Origin of the sequence: Marinobacter sp. Hex_13, from assembly GCF_001566815.1 — a bacterium.
Lineage (GTDB): Bacteria > Pseudomonadota > Gammaproteobacteria > Pseudomonadales > Oleiphilaceae > Marinobacter > Marinobacter salarius.
This window is the reverse complement of record NZ_LSMM01000027.1, coordinates 32,256-49,336: the sequence shown is the minus strand read 5'-3', so window position 1 is coordinate 49,336 and position 17,081 is coordinate 32,256. Positions and strand designations below refer to the sequence as shown.

At 57.3% G+C, this 17,081-nt stretch carries 15 protein-coding genes; 2 read left to right on the top strand and 13 right to left on the bottom strand.

What is annotated here, in order from left to right:
* Positions 1–46: 46 nt before the first annotated feature.
* Positions 47–1,165, bottom strand: a complete 1,119-nt coding sequence (locus tag AXW11_RS06285) for an S-(hydroxymethyl)glutathione dehydrogenase/class III alcohol dehydrogenase (protein ID WP_227662382.1) — start codon at positions 1,163–1,165, stop codon at positions 47–49.
* Positions 1,166–1,330: 165 nt separating this feature from the next.
* Here AXW11_RS06285 and AXW11_RS06280 point away from each other — a divergent pair, with 165 nt between their 5' ends.
* A complete protein-coding gene (locus tag AXW11_RS06280) occupies positions 1,331–2,212 on the top strand; it encodes a LysR substrate-binding domain-containing protein (RefSeq protein ID WP_075195477.1) in 882 nt (293 codons plus the stop codon).
* A 25-nt stretch (positions 2,213–2,237) separates the two neighbouring features.
* On the opposite strand, the gene AXW11_RS06275 is transcribed toward AXW11_RS06280, so the two are convergent.
* The 9 genes from AXW11_RS06275 to AXW11_RS06235 form a co-directional block, all read right to left on the bottom strand.
* Positions 2,238–2,951: an ABC transporter ATP-binding protein gene (locus AXW11_RS06275; protein WP_075195476.1), complete on the bottom strand. Its 714-nt coding sequence runs from the start codon at positions 2,949–2,951 to the stop codon at positions 2,238–2,240.
* Complete coding sequence (locus tag AXW11_RS06270; RefSeq protein WP_075195475.1) at positions 2,948–3,715, bottom strand: ABC transporter ATP-binding protein; 768 nt, start codon at positions 3,713–3,715, stop codon at positions 2,948–2,950. The genes AXW11_RS06275 and AXW11_RS06270 overlap by 4 nt, the downstream gene beginning before the upstream one ends.
* 2 nt (positions 3,716–3,717) lie before the next feature.
* Positions 3,718–4,674, bottom strand: a complete 957-nt coding sequence (locus AXW11_RS06265; RefSeq protein ID WP_075195474.1) for a branched-chain amino acid ABC transporter permease — start codon at positions 4,672–4,674, stop codon at positions 3,718–3,720.
* A 13-nt stretch (positions 4,675–4,687) separates the two neighbouring features.
* Positions 4,688–5,551, bottom strand: coding sequence for a branched-chain amino acid ABC transporter permease (locus AXW11_RS06260; RefSeq protein ID WP_075195473.1), 864 nt, complete (start codon positions 5,549–5,551; stop codon positions 4,688–4,690).
* A gap of 98 nt (positions 5,552–5,649) precedes the next feature.
* Entirely contained in the window at positions 5,650–6,822 is a 1,173-nt protein-coding gene (locus AXW11_RS06255) for an ABC transporter substrate-binding protein (RefSeq protein ID WP_075195472.1), read from the bottom strand.
* Between the two features lie 236 nt (positions 6,823–7,058).
* Positions 7,059–8,519: a benzaldehyde dehydrogenase gene (locus tag AXW11_RS06250; RefSeq protein ID WP_075195471.1), complete on the bottom strand. Its 1,461-nt coding sequence runs from the start codon at positions 8,517–8,519 to the stop codon at positions 7,059–7,061.
* Positions 8,520–8,549: 30 nt separating this feature from the next.
* Complete coding sequence (locus tag AXW11_RS06245; protein WP_075195470.1) at positions 8,550–10,115, bottom strand: FAD-dependent oxidoreductase; 1,566 nt, start codon at positions 10,113–10,115, stop codon at positions 8,550–8,552.
* Between the two features lie 16 nt (positions 10,116–10,131).
* Complete coding sequence (locus AXW11_RS06240; RefSeq protein ID WP_075195469.1) at positions 10,132–10,728, bottom strand: gluconate 2-dehydrogenase subunit 3 family protein; 597 nt, start codon at positions 10,726–10,728, stop codon at positions 10,132–10,134.
* Between the two features lie 55 nt (positions 10,729–10,783).
* Positions 10,784–11,695, bottom strand: coding sequence for a transporter (locus AXW11_RS06235; protein ID WP_075195468.1), 912 nt, complete (start codon positions 11,693–11,695; stop codon positions 10,784–10,786).
* A 340-nt stretch (positions 11,696–12,035) separates the two neighbouring features.
* Between AXW11_RS06235 and AXW11_RS06230 the strand changes: the two genes are divergently transcribed.
* Positions 12,036–13,934: a sigma-54-dependent Fis family transcriptional regulator gene (locus tag AXW11_RS06230; protein ID WP_075195467.1), complete on the top strand. Its 1,899-nt coding sequence runs from the start codon at positions 12,036–12,038 to the stop codon at positions 13,932–13,934.
* Between the two features lie 45 nt (positions 13,935–13,979).
* Here AXW11_RS06230 and AXW11_RS06225 read toward each other — a convergent pair whose 3' ends face one another.
* The 3 genes from AXW11_RS06225 to pcaF all read right to left on the bottom strand — a co-directional run bounded on the left by AXW11_RS06225 (position 13,980) and on the right by pcaF (position 17,077).
* The gene (locus tag AXW11_RS06225; protein ID WP_075195466.1) at positions 13,980–14,906 is read right to left on the bottom strand and encodes a methyl-accepting chemotaxis protein; all 927 of its coding nucleotides are present in this window, start codon (positions 14,904–14,906) and stop codon (positions 13,980–13,982) included.
* Between the two features lie 165 nt (positions 14,907–15,071).
* Positions 15,072–15,860 (bottom strand): alpha/beta fold hydrolase, encoded by a 789-nt coding sequence (locus tag AXW11_RS06220; RefSeq protein WP_075195465.1) that lies wholly within the window; start codon positions 15,858–15,860, stop codon positions 15,072–15,074.
* Positions 15,861–15,874: 14 nt separating this feature from the next.
* On the bottom strand, positions 15,875–17,077 hold the full coding sequence (pcaF, locus tag AXW11_RS06215; protein ID WP_075195464.1) for a 3-oxoadipyl-CoA thiolase: 1,203 nt from the start codon (positions 17,075–17,077) through the stop codon (positions 15,875–15,877).
* Positions 17,078–17,081 lie beyond the last annotated feature (4 nt).

Genomic DNA, 17,081 nt, shown 5'->3' with positions numbered 1-17,081 from the left:
CTCCGTGGGTGAGTCGCCTGCCATGGGCGGCAGGCGACCGCGCCGGTCACTTATCGAAATGGATCACGCTACGAATGCTCTTTCCTTCGTGCATCAGTTCGAACGCCTCATTAATGTCTTCAAGCCCCATGGTGTGGGTGATGAAATCGTTGAGTTTGAACTCGCCCTGCAGATACCGCTCGACAATTCCAGGGAGCTCGGAGCGGCCTTTGACGCCGCCGAACGCGGAGCCTTTCCAGACTCGACCGGTCACCAGTTGGAATGGGCGGGTGGAAATCTCCTGGCCAGCACCTGCGACACCGATGACGACGGATTCGCCCCAGCCCTTGTGGCAGCATTCCAGGGCAGAACGCATCACGTCGACGTTGCCAATGCACTCAAAGGAGTAGTCCACGCCGCCATCTGTCAGTTCGACAATGACTTCCTGAATGGGTTTGTCATAGTTTTTCGGATTGATGCAGTCGGTCGCGCCCAACTGCTTTGCCAGGTCAAATTTGCTGTCGTTGATATCAATAGCAATGATGCGGCTGGCCTTGGCCATGGTAGCGCCAATAATGGCAGACAGGCCGATGCCGCCCAGGCCGAAGATCGCCACGGTGGCACCTTCTTCCACCTTGGCAGTGTTCATGACGGCGCCCATGCCGGTGGTTACTCCGCAGCCCAGCAGGCACACTTCTTCCAGTGGCGCTTCTTTGTTCACTTTGGCCAGAGAGATTTCCGGCAGCACGGTGTACTCGGAGAAGGTGGAGCAGCCCATGTAGTGATAGATTGGCTGGCCATCCTTGTAGAAACGGCTGGTGCCATCGGGCATCAGGCCCTTGCCCTGGGTTTCCCGGATCTTCCCGCACAGGTTGGTTTTACCGGAGAGGCAGAATTTACATTCTCCACACTCTGGCGTGTACAGGGGAATAACGTGATCTCCAATCTCGACACTCGTGACACCTTCGCCGATGGCCTCAACGATGCCGCCGCCTTCATGGCCCAGAATCGCGGGGAAATTACCTTCTGGATCGTCTCCGGAAAGCGTAAACGCGTCGGTGTGACAGACGCCGGTAGCGATCACCCGCACCAGAACCTCACCGGCTTTCGGCGGCATTACATCCACTTCTTCAATGGAGAGTGGTTGCCCCGGTCCCCAGGCAATGGCTGCTTTTGATTTGATCATCTCGCTCATAATTCTCTCCGTTTGTGATGCATCTGTATTTGGACACTGCCCGAATGATCTGGTCATTATATTTGCTGCACATATGTTGATAATGACCGTGTTCGTGAAATCACTTTTACTCATGTGTAATAATCAGAATTGCTGAAGCAAAAGTAGGGTGGTGACATGCAGCGCTGGGAAGGTGTAAACGAATTCGTGGCGGTGGCTGAAACGGAGAGCTTCACCCGGGCGGCAAAACGCCTGGACGTCTCGACCGCTCACGTCAGCCGACAGATCAGCGCGCTCGAAGACAGGTTATCCACCCGTCTGTTCTATCGAACGACCCGGCGCGTCTCCACTACCGAGGCCGGGCAGATCTACTATCAGCATTGTCGCCAGATACTGGACGCCCTTGAACAGGCGGAGCGCTCTATGACCAATATGCAGCTGGTGCCCCAGGGCCGGCTGCGACTGACGGCGCCGGTAACCTACGGAGAGAAGTCGATCGCACCGCTGGTCAACGATTTTGTACTGCGGTATCCCGAACTCGACGTTGAAATGAAACTGACCAATCAGCAACTGGACCTGGTGGCGGAAGGTTACGACCTTGCGGTACGGCTTGGTAAACTGGACGATTCGAGCCTGATGGCCAGGCGTCTTGCTTCCCGGACTCTGTATGTATGCGCCTCGCCAGCTTATCTCGCTGTCCATGGCACCCCGCACTCTCTGTCTGAGCTGGAACACCATAATTGCCTTCAGGGGAATCTGGGTTACTGGCGATTTCAGGATGCGGGTCATCCCCGCAATGTCCGGATTCGTGGAAATGTGCGTTGTGACAGCGGCAGAGCCTTGTTGGATGCAGCGCTGAAGGGGGTTGGTATTGTCCAGCTGCCGGATTATTACGTTGGGCCGGCACTCGACGCGGGTACACTGATACCTCTTCTGACTCATTACCAGGAAGACGATGACGGTATCTGGGCGGTGTATCCCCATAACCGTCACCTGTCGCCAAAGGTGAGAATGCTGCTGGACTACTTTGTGGATTCACTGGGCGTGCCAAACGCCTGATTGGGGCTAAGCCCAATCAGGGTATTCAGACACTGAGCGCGGTTTCGACCTTTTCCAGATTCTGGTCCAGCTCTTCGGAGCTGCCATCAAAGTGAACCTGTCCTTTCACCACCACCACATGACGGTCACAGAGCTTTTTCAGTGCCTTGATGTTCTTGTCCACGATCAGTGTGGAAATGCCCGACTCACGGATGGTGGCAATCACGTTCCAGATGTCCTGGCGGATCAGCGGCGCCAGACCTTCGGTCGCCTCGTCCAGAATCATCAGTCGGGGATTGGTGACCAACGCGCGGCCGATCGCTAGCATCTGCTGCTCGCCCCCAGACAACTCCGTACCCAGGTTTGACAGGCGTTCCTGAAGGCGCGGAAAGGTATCCATGACCCGATCGAAATTCCAGCCGGTGTTGCCGTTGCTGTCGGGGCGGGCGGCCATTTGCAGGTGTTCCTTCACCGTCAGATTGTGGAACATGCCCCGGCCTTCGGGAACATAGGCTATGTCGCGGCGCATCCGCTTCCAGGTCGGCAGGTTGCTGATGTCCTGTCCGTCGAAATACACATGACCACTGCGGGGCGGCACGATGCCAAGAATGGACTTGAGCGTGGTGGTCTTGCCCATGCCATTACGCCCCATCAGGCTCATGGACTGCCCCTTATCCAGCCGGAACGACAGATCGTGAAGGATGTGGCTTCGGCCATACAGGGTGTTGAGGTTTTTAACTTCCAGAAGACTGTTGCTCATGCCGCTTCCTCCTCGTCTTCCTTGCCCAGGTAGGCTTCTTTCACCCGGGGCTCGTTACGTACTTCATCCACGGTGCCGGTGATCAGATGGGTGCCGTTGTCCAGTACGGTCAACTGGTCGGAGAGCTCGAAGATGGCATCCATATCGTGTTCCACCAGCACAATGCTGTAGGTCTGCTTGAGTTCGTTCAGCAGTTCGATAATGCGCTGGGACTCCTCGTGACCCATCCCCGCCATAGGCTCATCCAGCAGCAGGATGCAGGGGTCGGTTGCCAGCACCATCGCCAACTCAAGCTGGCGTTGCTCACCGTAGGATATTTCCGCTGCGACGGTGTGGATGCGGCTTTCGAGCCCCACCTGGCACAGCGCTTTTTCAGCCGCTTCCCGAACCAGCTTGTTGGAATGACGCGACGCGAACAGATTGAAGCTGCCGGTGAAGCGGCGTTGAGCGGCCACGGCGCAGTTTTCCAGGCAGGTGACATCGGCGTAGATGTTGGTTTTCTGGAAGCTGCGGCCAATGCCCCGGCGCACAAACTTCCAGGGTTTCATGCCCTCAATCTGATCGCCCTTGTGGAAAATGCAGCCGCTGGTCGGTTTCAGTGTGCCGCACAGCATATTCAGCAGCGTACTTTTGCCCGCGCCGTTGGGACCGACCACGCCGTGCAGTTGTCGGTCATGAAACTGCAGGGAAATGTCGTTGAGTGCCTTGATGCCGCCCCAGTGTTTGCTGAGGGATTCGGTTTCCAGAATGATGTCGTTGGCCATGATTATTTCTCCAGCAGCTTTTCAAGGTAACCGGCCAGGCCTTTGCGCAGCAGCAGGACCATCAGGATGATCGCGCCGCCCATGAACAGCATCCAGTCTTCGCTCATGTGCTCGAAGAAATACTGCAGACCTTCATAGGTAATGGTGCCGAGAATGGCGCCGTAGATGGTGCCCATACCACCGAGGATGGACATCACCAGGGCGGTACCGGACATTTCCCAGGTCATGAATTGCGGATTGACGTAGCCATACTGCAGGGCGAACAACAGTCCGGCGTAAGCCGCCAGGGTGCTGCCAATGATGTAGCTGATCAGACGGAACGCGAAAATGTTATAGCCCAGGGCCTCGGTGCGTTCCGGATTCAGGCGGCTGGCTTCCACAATGCGGCCAAAGCGCGAACGCAGGATGATCTTGATGGCCAGCAGGGTGACCAACACCGCCAGCAGCGACAGGTAATAGAAGTGCGTGGGGTTATCCAGGTTCAGGAAGTTCAGGCCAAAGATGCTGGTTTCCGGCTTCATGAAAATGAACAGACCGTCGTTACCCCCGAACTCCAGGGAGTCGAAGAAGAAGTAGTACACCATCTGCGATATCGCCAGGGTGATCATGATGAAATAGATGCCAGAGGTTCGCAGCACCACAACACCGACAACCAGAGCGACCACAGCGCTGATACCCATGATGTACAGGGCGTAGAGCCAGAAATTGACGGCTTCGTATTCCGGCGTAACGATCACGAACAAGTAACCGCCCAAGCCGTAGAAGAGTGCGTGCCCCAAGGTCACCAGGCCAACACGCCCTACCAGAAAATCCAGTGACATCACGAACACCGCCAGGATCAGGATGGTGGTGGCTTTGCCGACGAAGAACGAATTGTCCTCAAGGAACAGAGGAATACAGAGGGCGATCACAAAGAAGATCGCCAGAAAGATGCGCTCGGTGCGTTTCTCGAAAATCATGTTCGGCTCCCGCTTACTTGGCGAACAGGCCCTGGGGCTTCACCAGCAGCACCAGGATCATAAAGATGTAGATAATCATGTTGGACATGGTGGGCATCAGTACCGCAGCAAATGTGCTGATAACTCCCACCAGGAGGGCTCCCACAAAGGCGCCTTTGATCGAACCCATGCCGCCGATGACCACCACCACGAAGCAGGTAATCAGGACGCTTTCGCCCATACCCGGAACAATGGAGCGCATGGGAGCGGCGATAATGCCAGACACCGCGGCCAGCATGACGCCAATCGCAAACACGATGGTGTAGAGGCTTTTGATATTGACGCCCAGGGCTTCCACCATTTCCCGGTTGGATTCTCCGGCACGGATCAGCATGCCCAGGCGGGTCTTGCTCACCACGAAATAAAGCGCGGCGGCGATGGCGATACAGATGAATGCCGCAAAGATGCGGTAAACCGGGTAACTGGAGTTGTCGGTGAAGGGTACGGAACCGCTCAGCGCGTCAGGAACTGCGACGCCATAAGGGTCGTTGCCCCAGAGAATGCTTTGCAGCGAGTTGAACACGAAGATCATGCCGATGGTCAGCAGTACCTGATCCAGGTGGTTGCGGTTGTACAACCGCTGTATCAATACCCGTTCGATCAGTATGCCCAGGCCGAGGGCGATGACAGCCGAGAGAATGGCGGATACCGTAAAGCTGCCGGTTACCGCAACGAAGTACCACACCAGATAGGCACCGACCATGTACATGGAGCCATGGGCCAGGTTAAGGATGCCCATGACACCAAACACCAGGGTCAGGCCGGAGGCGATCAAAAACAGAAGCAACCCATACTGGAGACCATTAATAAGTTGCACGAAGAAAAGTTCGGTAGACATAGTGATACCCAACGGTTTTACGGATAAGTCAGTTCAGGTGTGGGCAAGGGAGCTTCAGATGAGCCCCCGGCTTTTGCCGGGGGATTCAGAACCCGTGCTTAGAGCTTGCAGCCACGGGCAGGGTCTTCCAGCGCTTCGGCGGCGATGCTCTGCACCACGTTCACGCCGTCCTTCACTTTCCTCAGATAGACGTTCTGGATCGGGTTGTGGGCCTTGGAGAAGGTGAATTCTCCACGCGGGCTGTCGATGGTCAGCTTTTCCATGGTGCTGATCACGGCCTGCTTGTCCGAAATGTCACCCTTGAGCTGGTCGATGGTGTTAGCGATAGCCTGCCCCGCGTCATAGCCCTGTACGGCGTAGATGTCCGGGTAGTGGCCGTATTCGGTATTGAAGGCTTCGCGGAATTCCCGGTTCTTGGGAACATCCAGTTGCTCTGCATAGTGCAGACCGGTCATCACGCCTTCGGCAGCGTCGCCCTGCGCCTGCAGAGTGCCTTCGGTGAGGAAGCCGGACCCCAGCAGCGGAATCTTGCCGCGCAGGCCCATGGCATCGTAGTCCTTCACGAACTTGATGGCGCCGCCGCCAGCGAAGAAGGTGAATACAGCATCGGGATTTGTATCCGCGATGGAGCTCACGTGGGACTGGAAGTTGGTAGATGGGAAGGGCAGGAGCACTTTCTCGACAATCTCGCCACCACCGGCAGTGAACGACTCTTCAAAAGCGTCCAGGCTCTCGCGGCCCATGCCGTAGTTCCAGCTGATGGCATAAACCTTCTTGTACCCCTTTTCCAGAGCGACTTTGCCCATGGGGTAGGATGGCTGCCAGGATGAGAAGGACGTCCGGAACATGTTGGGCGAGCACAATGGGCCTGTGGCCGCTGCCGCACCTGCGTTCGGAATGATCATCACGGTGTCCTTGCCACGAAGCATCTTGATCATGCCCATGGCAACACCGGAATGAACCGGGCCAATTATAAAGTCCGCTTCGTGTTGGTTCAGCAGAGACGACGCCAGTTCCGGAGCCCGTGATGGTTTGGCTTCGGTATCCAGCTCAATAAATTCAATGTCCGCGCCGTGCAGGTTGGCGGCGTTTTCCTTCAGCGCCAGCTTCAGGCCGTCGCGCCCGGCTTCGCCCAGTTGTGCGTAGATGCCACTGAACGGCAGCATGACGCCAATTTTTACCGGATCGCCGGCGGCATGTGCGCCAAGGCTCATGCCTGCGGTCAGGGTAGTTGCCAGTACAGCGCTGGCAAGGGATTTGGTCCTGTTCATTTCAACACCTCGAAATTTTTGTTTTGCGGTTCTGTCATTAGAGTCTTCGAGGCGAAAGAGCAATATCCGTTTTCTGCACACCGGTGTCCTGTGGTTGCAGCGCTATTAACGACACTTTGAAATTCAGGTATTTGAAGGATAAAAAAGCCCGAAGAGCAGGGGAGCTCCTCGGGCAAGAGCAGATCATCCCCTCAGGGATCGCCACTCAACAAGGAAAGCGAGGTTCAGGTCGAGTATCAGAAGGGGTATTGGATACCTTCCTCCATCACACTGACCCACTGGCTGGTGGTGAACTCTTCAATGTTGGCAGGTCCGCCAAAGCGGCCGCTGTTGCCGGAACTGCCCAGGCCGCCGAAGGGCACCTGGAACTCGTTGTTCACCGTTTGATCGTTGATATGGATCATTCCCACCTGGATTTGGTTGGCGATTTGCAGGGCGCGCTCTGTCGATCTCGAGTGGATGGCTGCCGCCAGGCCGTAGAGTGATTCGTTGACCAGACTGCAGGCGTTGTCATCAGAGTCGAAGGTCATCACAGGTGCTACCGGGCCAAAGACTTCCTCGGAGAAAACCGGCATGTCCGGGGTAACGTCGGACATGACGGTAGCCTCGTAATAGTTGCCGTTGCGTTTTCCGCCGACGACAATTCTGGCACCCATCTCGACCGAGCGATTGACGATGTCTTCGACGCGTTTTGCCTGAGCCTCATTGATCAGGGGGCCAAGGTGAGCCTGCTCCTGTGCAGGATTACCGCAAGCGAGGTTTCCAGCACGGGCGGCCAGACGCTCAATGTACTCATCCGCCACCGAGCGATGCACCAGGTGACGCCCCGTCTGCATGCAGATCTGCCCCTGGTGCAGGAACGAGCCCCAGGCCCCGCAGGAGCTGGCGATGTCCAAGTCTGCGTCCTCAAGCACCACCTGGGCGTTATTGCCGCCGAGTTCCAGTGCCGCTTTCTTCAGCATTCGCCCACAGGTTTCACCGATCTTCTTGCCCACGGCGGTTGAGCCGGTGAATGAGATCATCTTGACCAGCGGATGCTCAACCAGTGCCTGGCCGACGTCGGGGCCACCAGGCAGCACGTGGAATACTCCTTCAGGGAGCCCGGCATCTTCCAGAATTTTTGCCATCAGCACACCACCACAAATACTGCTCTTGGGATCGGGCTTCAGTATCACGCAGTTACCCATGGCCAACGCCGGAAATACGGACCGCATGGCAAGAAGGATAGGGAAGTTCCAGGGGGCGATAACGCCCACGGTACCAATGGGCACACGCTTCCAGTAGTTTCGTTTTCCTGGCATATTGGACGGGAAGATTTCGCCACTGGGTTGCATTGGCAGGGCCGCCGCCATCTGAGCCTGTTCATAGGTGGCCTGCAACTCCCAGTCCGCCTTTGGACCGATGGAGCCGCACTCACGGGTATTCCATCCGTTGATTTCATCCGCGCGTTCCTTGAGCAGGGTGGCGGCTTTACGCAGGATCTCGGCTTTTTGATCAAAGGGAACCGCCACCCACTGCGTCTGGGCGTCCCTGGCAGTGGTTGCAGCCCGGTCAACGTCAGACGGCGTCGCGGCTTTCAGCTGTGAAATAACCTCTCCGGTCGCGGGTTCCGTAACGTTGATCTGCTCGCCGTTCCCGCTCTTCCATGATCCCAGGAACAGGCGCTGCTGCCACACGGGGTTTGCTGGCATATCCATGATCTGTCCTCCTTAATGTTTCCGTCGTGATCAGGCGTGGGCCCGGTTGATCTGGTCGCTGATGTAATGTGCCAGTGCGTACACGGTTTCCGACGGGTTGTAGCCGATCGACGTAGGCAGCAGGCTCGCATCCACGATGTAAAGGTTCTTTATCTCGTGGGTTTCGCCCATGGGTGAAACCACGGTGGTCTTGGGGTCCGCGCCCATGCGGCAGGTGCCCTGGGGGTGGAACGACGTGTACCGATAGCGAGCGGGCTCGTTGTCGAGGCTGTCGATCACGGCATCGATCTGATCGACGCTGTCGATGGTCAGTTTCTGGGAAGTAGGAATATAAAGCTGCTTGGCACCGGCCGCAAACAGTACTCTCGCGTTGGTCTTGAGGCCTTCCTTCATGATGTCGAAATCGCCATCATCAACGAAGTACTTGATCTCCTTGGCGCCGTTTTTCCAGTTCACTTCGCCCACGTTCTGGTCGTGGATCAGGGTGATCAGGCGAACGGTGTTCCGGTATTTGGACATGTAGGACGCGTAGGGTTTTCCGGTGCCAGGCTCCACCTGGAAGCTGGCTTCTACTGGATCCTGAATGGCGTCCAGAAGCAGGTAACCACCGTCTTTTGGCATGGTGTGCTTGTCCATGTATAGGGAATGGGTGGCGCCGTAGAAATTATCGATATCCTCATCGAACATGCCGGTGACTGACATGGTGGGATGGCAGGCGAAATTCTTGCCAACCTGCCCGTTACCGTTGGCCAGATTGCTTTTCTGCAGCAGGATCGGCATCTGGATCGGGCCGGCGGCACCGACCACAATCGGCGCGTTGACCCTGAGTTTGCTTTTAACCGTTTTGCTCTGTTGATCGACGATTTCCGCCAGTACGCCCGTTGCCTTGCCGTTGTTGGCCAGGATCTGAGTGGCTCGCGTATCGGAATAAATCGTAGCGCCATAGGCTACGGCCCAGGGCAGGTAAGTAATGAGCATGGACTGTTTGCGGTCTGACTTGCAGCCAGCGAAACAGAAGCCGGTCATGGCGCAGTTACGGATATTGCGTTTGGCGTTGCCCTCGGGAAGGTTCAGTTTTTTCATGCCTCCTTTGAGCAGTTGGGCGCCGGCACTGGTTTCAAACGCCTTATTGGGGGCGATGCCGAGGTTGGCTTCGACTTTGTCAAAGTAAGGAGCCATGACTTTGGGCGTCAGGTTGGTTAGACCGAACTCTTTCGCCCATCGATCGAGATAGTAGTCCGGAGTGCGAAAGCACAATGCCGCATTGACGACGGTAGAGCCACCAACACAGGCACCCTGCAGAATCGATATGTCGCCCGCGGAATTGGACTGGCCGCCATGATCGGCATAGAGGGTGTCCATAGACACAGCGTGCATTTCGGTAAATTTCTCGGAAGGCACGTAAGGGCCGGCTTCCAGTACCACCACTTTTTTGCCTGCTTTCGCCAGCTCGTAGGCGGCAATGGCACCACCGGCACCCGAGCCGATGATGACGGCGTCAGCATTGAGTTCGATGTTGTCATTGGTGACATCTGACGCTTGGGTGACCTGCAAACCATGGGCAGGCACCGTTTTAGCTTTGATTGTTTCTTGCATGGTCTACTCCCGCCTTTCAGCTTTTCGGTAGAGGGGCGTTGCCCAACGATTCCAGGTTCCACTTATCCGTTACGGGCCCGCCGTAGCCCAGAGGTGCCCAAGTTGGCGGGTTCGCCCAGTAGGACAGGCCAACCAGTTTTTTCAGGCCCATGGCCAGTGCCCGATGAGGCACCTCATCGGAATCGGCCCAGGTGTCACAGAAGGTAGCGGCCTGCTCGTCGGATAAGTCCACAAAGGGCTTGCCATACTCGGCTTTGGGGCCGTCGTTGAAATAGGCGATACCGCCTTTCAGGCCTTCAAGGATATGAGGTTCCATGGTGGCCAGCAGCGCGGCGTCCAGTGTCTGCATGACCGGAATTTCGCTGGCGGGAACCAAGCCAGTTCCTTCGGTTACCAGCATGACCTTCATGAGCCGATGCATGACTTGGTATTCGCTGGCGGACATTACCTTAATGCCCTCTGGCATTGAGGCGAAGGCATTCGCAGCACCGAGAAGCCCGGTGCCTACGGAAGCCGCCACCGCGAGGCCGCTGGCGGCCTTCAGGAAGCTGCGGCGGCTCAGGCCGTTGATCTGGTCGATGGCTTCTTTTGTTTGATCGCTCATCTGACTCATAGTCTTCTCCGGAATCATTGCCTGGGTTAGCAGGCTCTTACTTGTGAATATGGGCTCAGAATACCTTCAGTACGCGAAAGTTCACGCGGGTATCCTCTTCGAAACCGTTTTCCACGTTAATGTCTTGGCCGGCCTGGACCTGCAGTTGCACGGTCGGGTCGACAAAGGTGGCATAGGTGGCCAACCAGCGGTTGGTGTTGACGCGGTCGTCCTGATCCTGTCCGCCAACGGTGGTTTCTCCTCCAAAGGAATGGTAGTAGGAAAGCGCCACATGACTTTGCTTGGATAACAGGTAGCGGAGGTGACCTTGCAGGCTCTGGGCGTCTTCCTGTTCGCGTTTAAAGCCCAGGAAATCATCATTGTCTCCGTACACGGAATACTCCGCGATCAGATCCAGAACCACACTGTTGCTCAAATGCTTGACATAGGCCGCCTGAAAAATGCCCTTCCAGCGGTTCTCGCCAATGTTCACTGGTCCCTTGTCGTCATCGTACTGGCCGACAGGTACGGAGGCGAAAGCGGACAGGCCAACCCATTGTTGATCGTCGGGGTTGTTGAGAACCCAGGCAGTTGCGCCAATGATGGGGTCGCCGACGCCGCTTTCCGAGGTGGGTTGAAGCGGGCCAAACGGCTCCTCCAGTTCCACCTTGCCGAAAGGCACGATGATCTGTGGGTCCACGATCACACCGCCAATGTCCATGTAGTGAACGAAACGGGCGAGGCCGATGATGGTATTTAGTCCAGCATCCACCGGTACCTTGTCGCCATCGGCGTAGACAGTATCGCGGGTTGCGTACTGGCCATAGAGGATGCCGAGGTTCACGCCCGCAGGCAGTGGCGTGTAGTCGCCTGGGTCAGTGGCAATTTCGGCTGCTTGGGTCGTGGCGGAGAAAAAGCCGGTGGTAAGTGCCAGGGCAGAACCCATGGCCAATGATTTGAACGGTGTGTTCTTCAGCGTCGATCGCATGGTTGGTCTCCAGATATCGTGTTGTTTTTGTCAACGCGAAAACGGATAGCGACGATCGTGCCAGAAAATCGGATTTTCAAAAAAATATCTTATATACAGTTAGTTAAGTATTTATCGCTATTTCTGGGGCAGGGTTGGGTAGGGTCATGAATGTCTCAATTCGGGAAACATGGAGACACTGTCTCATAATGAGACAGTGCGTGGCATACCAACGAATTTCCGCGCAATCGTTACAAATAAACGTGTTAAAGTTTCACGGGTATGACAACAAGAGCCGACATGGCCAGAACGCAGGGTCGCATCAAACGAAGATAATCAGCCCTGCGAGAGAGGTAACATTATGAACGCCATTATTCCTGCCGACCACAGGCGAGCCAAGGCACGTGAAACGTTTTTCGAACATGGTCAGATTCCAACGGGCTTGATTGACGATGCTATTGTCAATTCCTGGCAGCGTTGTTCCGCAGCGAGCAAAAACGTCAGTGAACGGGTTCAATTCGACACTGTGTCCAGAAGTGGTCTGTTGGAGCTCATGGACAGCAACCAAATCCTGCTGGAGGCGGCCACCCAGCCGTTGGAACAGTTAGGCCAGACCGTTAATGGCGCCGGCTATTCCGTCCTACTGACGGATGACAAAGGGGTTGCTCTAGCGGCGCGACGTTCGGGGCGATGCGCTAACACTCTGATTAACGGTGCGTTCCGGCAGGGCGTCAACCTTTCCGAGGCGACCATCGGCACTTCTGCGATGTCTTGTGCCGTGTCAGAACGGCGTCCTGTACTGGTCTCTGGAGTTGAGCACTACCTGCATGCCAACCGGGTATTCAATTGTGCGGCTTCTCCCATTGTCGACCCCATGGGCCGGGTACTAGGTGCCATCGATATTACTCGTGGTAATCCGCTGGAGCCGGGAAGCGCTCTTTCGTTGGTGCAACAGTGTTCGGCTCGGGTCGAACGCCAGTTGATGGGGATGTTGTCGCCCTGGCTCATGGTCAGCCTAGGTTGGGAGCAGAATGATCTTCGTGCCTCTGGTGATCTACTGGTAGCGCTTGGGCAGGAGGGGCAGGTGCTGGGCCTGTCGCCGCGGGTGCGTGAGTTGACGGGGCTGGCCTCAACGGATGAGAGGTTGTGCTTTCAGGATCTGTTTGACCTGCGCTTTGATGAGCTGGTCGATGGGTTTCGTGGTCGGAAGCAGCCGATGACGGCCAGGATGCACTCCGGGCTGTCATTTTCGCTTCGCCCGGTGAATACCGATGCTCGAAAAACCGTCAGGCGCAGTTCTGCGAATCCTCCGGCGAAGCGTTTGCCGGACTCCACGGATTTTGGTGATCCTGCCATCAGCCGTCAGGCCACCCTTGCAGGCAGAGCGATGGAGAAGGGATTGCCGGTGCTGATACTGGGAGAGACCGGAACCGGGAAGGAAGTGATGGCGAAATCGCTTCATAGTGGCAGCATGTCTTCCTCCGGCACGTTCGTTGCCATCAACTGCGCCGCCATCCCGGAGTCGCTGATTGAAGGCGAATTGTTTGGCCATGCCGAGGGCGCCTACACGGGTGCTCGGCGAGGGGGTGCTCCTGGCAAGATTGAGCATGCGGATGGTGGCACCCTGTTTCTGGACGAAATTGGTGACATGCCGTTGGGACTTCAGTCGCGGTTATTGAGAGTGTTGGAAACTCGGGAAGTGACCCGTCTCGGAAGTGCAACACCAAAGCCGGTCCGTTTCCAGTTGATCTGCGCAACCCATCGGAACCTATCGGAAGCCGCCCAAAACGGGGATTTCCGCGAAGACCTGCTCTATCGCATTAAAGGTATGACAGTACGCTTGCCAAGGCTGGCGGAACGTTCGGACCTGAAAAACTTCATTGTCGACCGGTGCCGGGTTCTGACACAGGGCAGTCGCGAGCTCTCACAAGACTGTCTGGATGGATTGATCCGTTACGACTGGCCGGGAAATGTCCGTGAGCTCATTTACGCTCTGACCCATGCCGACGCACTGGCGGAGCCTGATGAAGTGCTGGAACTTTGCCATTTTCCGGAAGAAATAGCGGCCCCGACAACCGTGGCCGTTGGAAGCAATCGTACGGTGAATAGAGGCGGTACCCTCAAGAGCCTGGAACGTGCTGTTATTGACGAGGCGCTGGCTATTGAGGGGGGCAATGTCAGCCGGGCAGCGAAACGGCTGGGCATTGGTCGAGCGACACTGTATCGCCGCTTCAAAGCCGGCAGTGAGAACGGGCCCTAGTGTCTGTGGTTGTCACTCGGCGGAGGGAGGGCCCGGAAACACGGATCAGCGTGCAGTACTGAGGTCGGTATAAAGCTGATGGGTCAGCTCACGCTGAACTTGTAGACGATCAGTAATTCCCTGCACCACTTCCATTCGGGCCACGGCCCCGGCCTGAATATCCTTCATTGCCTGTAAGGCTTCACCGGACTGGCCCAGGCACTGGTTGCACGACTCGCGGATTCTCTCCATGCCATTGCCCGCGTCCACCGACGTGGTTGTCAGGCTGTTGGCGATGGCGCGAATGCCTTCGCTGGATTCGTTGGCACGAACCGCAAGATGGCGCACTTCGTCTGCCACCACGGCGAACCCTCTGCCATGTTCCCCCGCCCGGGCGGCTTCAATGGAAGCGTTCAGGGCCAGCAGATTGGTCTGTTTGGCAATATCCTGAATGTTGCCGACGATGCTGCCAATTTCCTCGGACTGTGTACCCAGTTGGGTGAAGACCTCGTCAATGCGTCCCATGAAATCGGCCAGTTCCCGGATGGAGGCTTCGGAGTCGGAAATGCAGCTGGCGCTGTGGGTGACTTTGGCGCCCGATGCCTTGGCGAGTTTGCCGGCCTCGCCCATTTCTTCCAGGATGACCTCGACATTATTGCGCAAATCGTCGAGGTGGCTGATGAGCATGGGGTCGGGGGCTAACGGTTGTTCTTGCAGGTTGGTTTCCGGCACCGGCTCTGCGACAGGTTCCGGTACGGGCACCGGTATTTCCTCACGGACGGTGATAACCTCTGGCTGCCATTTCACGCAGAGGGCGAGAGCGGCGGCAACAAGGCCCAGGGTCAGAGTTGCGGCAACAACCTGAAGGAGGCTGCCTGCCGTGGCAAGCAACAATACGATGCCCACTAACGCCAGGATCAGTGCGCCGTAGATGGGGGTTTTGGAAGTTCCGGAGTGTGTCGGTTCCTGTTCGAACGCGAGGGTGTCGGCCATAGTGGTGTTTCCGCAGGGCAATAGTTCTGATTGTGCTGAAACGCTAAGGCTTTTTTGGCGGCGCCACTATCCGCTGAGTGCAGAGGTGTGTCCGTATAATGAAGTTGGGTGCTGGCGAGAGTAAAAGCCAGGCCGGGAGACGAACGGGCCTGGCTTGTATGTCGATCAGGCCAGGTTGTTGACCAGGATCTGGGTTAGCTTGTCCGGGCACTCAACGGAAGGCACATGGCCAACCTGCTCCAGAATGACCGGCTCCGCCGCGCCGCTGGCGTCGGCCAGCGCCCTCAGGGTGTCTGGCGGTGTGGCCACGTCGTCGGACCCTCCCACTAACCGGAGTGGTACGCGTTGCTCGCTGAGCATTTCGCGGAAGTCGACCCGCCCCAGCATTTCGCACAGCAGGGCATAACTACGGTTATCGCCGCGCCCCATGATCACGCGCCAGCCTTCCACCAGCGCTGGTTGCTGTTCGCAGACGCTGGGGCCGAACCAGCGCGGCACAATATCCACCGCCATGGTGCTCAGGCCCAGTTCCAGAACGCTCGCAGAACGGGTGTTCCATGCATCGGGGGTGCCGATGACGGCTCCGGTGTTGGTGAGTGTGGCGGACAGCAATCGGTCTGCATGCTTGCTGACGAGCTGTTGGCCAATCACGCCCCCGATGGACGTGCCCGCGAAGTGGAAACGCTGTGCCTCGGCGGCAGTGGCGAGTACGAGGGCCTCCTGTGACAAGTCTTCAGGGGTGATCTGGTCACTGGCCTCTGGCCAGGCCGCGCTGGCGCCATGTCCTGGCAAGTCCCAGGTGAGTACCCGGAAGCTGTTCAGCAGTGCGGGGATCATGTCGTCCCACACGGCCTGCGTCATGCCCAGAGGGTGTGCCAGCATCAGCAGCGGTTTTGTGCTGTCACCGAGCAGGCGGTAACAGACAGTGCGGCCGTTGTGTTTCAGAAAAGCCATGGTAGCTCCTTGCCTCAGACGCGTTCGATAAGTGTTGCAATACCCTGGCCGACGCCAACACACATGGTGCAAAGCGCGTATCGGCCGCCGGTGTGTTGCAGCTGGTGGGCTGCCGTTTGCAGCAGTCGTGCGCCAGACATGCCCAGTGGATGCCCAAGGGCGATGGCGCCGCCGTTCGGGTTGACCCGGGGATCGTCGTCGGCAACGCCCAGTTCCCGTAGTACGGCCAGTCCTTGCGCTGCAAAGGCTTCGTTCAGTTCGATCACGTCGATGTCGTCAATGCCGATGCCTTGCTTCTCCAGCAGTTTTCGAACGGCGGGGACCGGGCCAATGCCCATAATACGCGGTTCCACGCCGGCCGTGGCCATGCCCAGGATTCGGGCCATGGGTTTTAGGTCGTGGGCTTTTACCGCATTTTCACTGGCAACCAGCATAGCCGCAGCACCATCGTTGACGCCGGAGGCATTGCCGGCGGTCACGCTTCCGCCTTCCCGGAAAGGGGTTGGCAAGGAGGCGAGTTTCTCCAGGGTGCTTGCACGAGGATGTTCGTCGGCATCGAATACCAGTGGGTCCTGTTTTCGGCGCGGAATGGATACCGGCACGATTTCTTCTGCGAAGCGGCCTTCCTTCTGTGCCCGGGCGGTTTTTTCCTGGGAACGGAAGGCAAACAGGTCCTGATCTTCCCGCGACACCTGGTACTGCTCGGCGACGTTTTCCGCGGTTTCCGGCATGGAGTCGATGCCGTATTGCTTCTTCATCAGTGGGTTCACGAAGCGCCAGCCGATGGTGGTGTCTTCGATCTTCTGATCCCGTGAAAAAGCCGAGTCAGCCTTGCCCATCACATAGGGCGCGCGGGACATGGATTCCACGCCGCCGGCCAGTACCAGCTCCATTTCGCCGGCGCGTATGGCGCGAAAGGCGGTGCCCACTGCGTCCATGCCGGAGCCACACAGGCGGTTGAGGGTCGTGCCGGGCACGGAGGTGGGCAGGCCTGCGAGCAGGGCAGACATCCGGGCAATATTGCGGTTGTCTTCACCGGCCTGGTTTGCAGACCCCATCATCACTTCGTCGATGGCGGCGGGGTCGAGTTCCGGGGCCTGTTCCAGTACAGCCTTGAAGATATGTGCCGCGAGGTCATCGGGGCGAACGCTGGCCAGGGTGCCGCCGAAACGGCCAATGGCCGAACGGCGGGGGTGGCAGAGATAAACGTCAGTCATGATA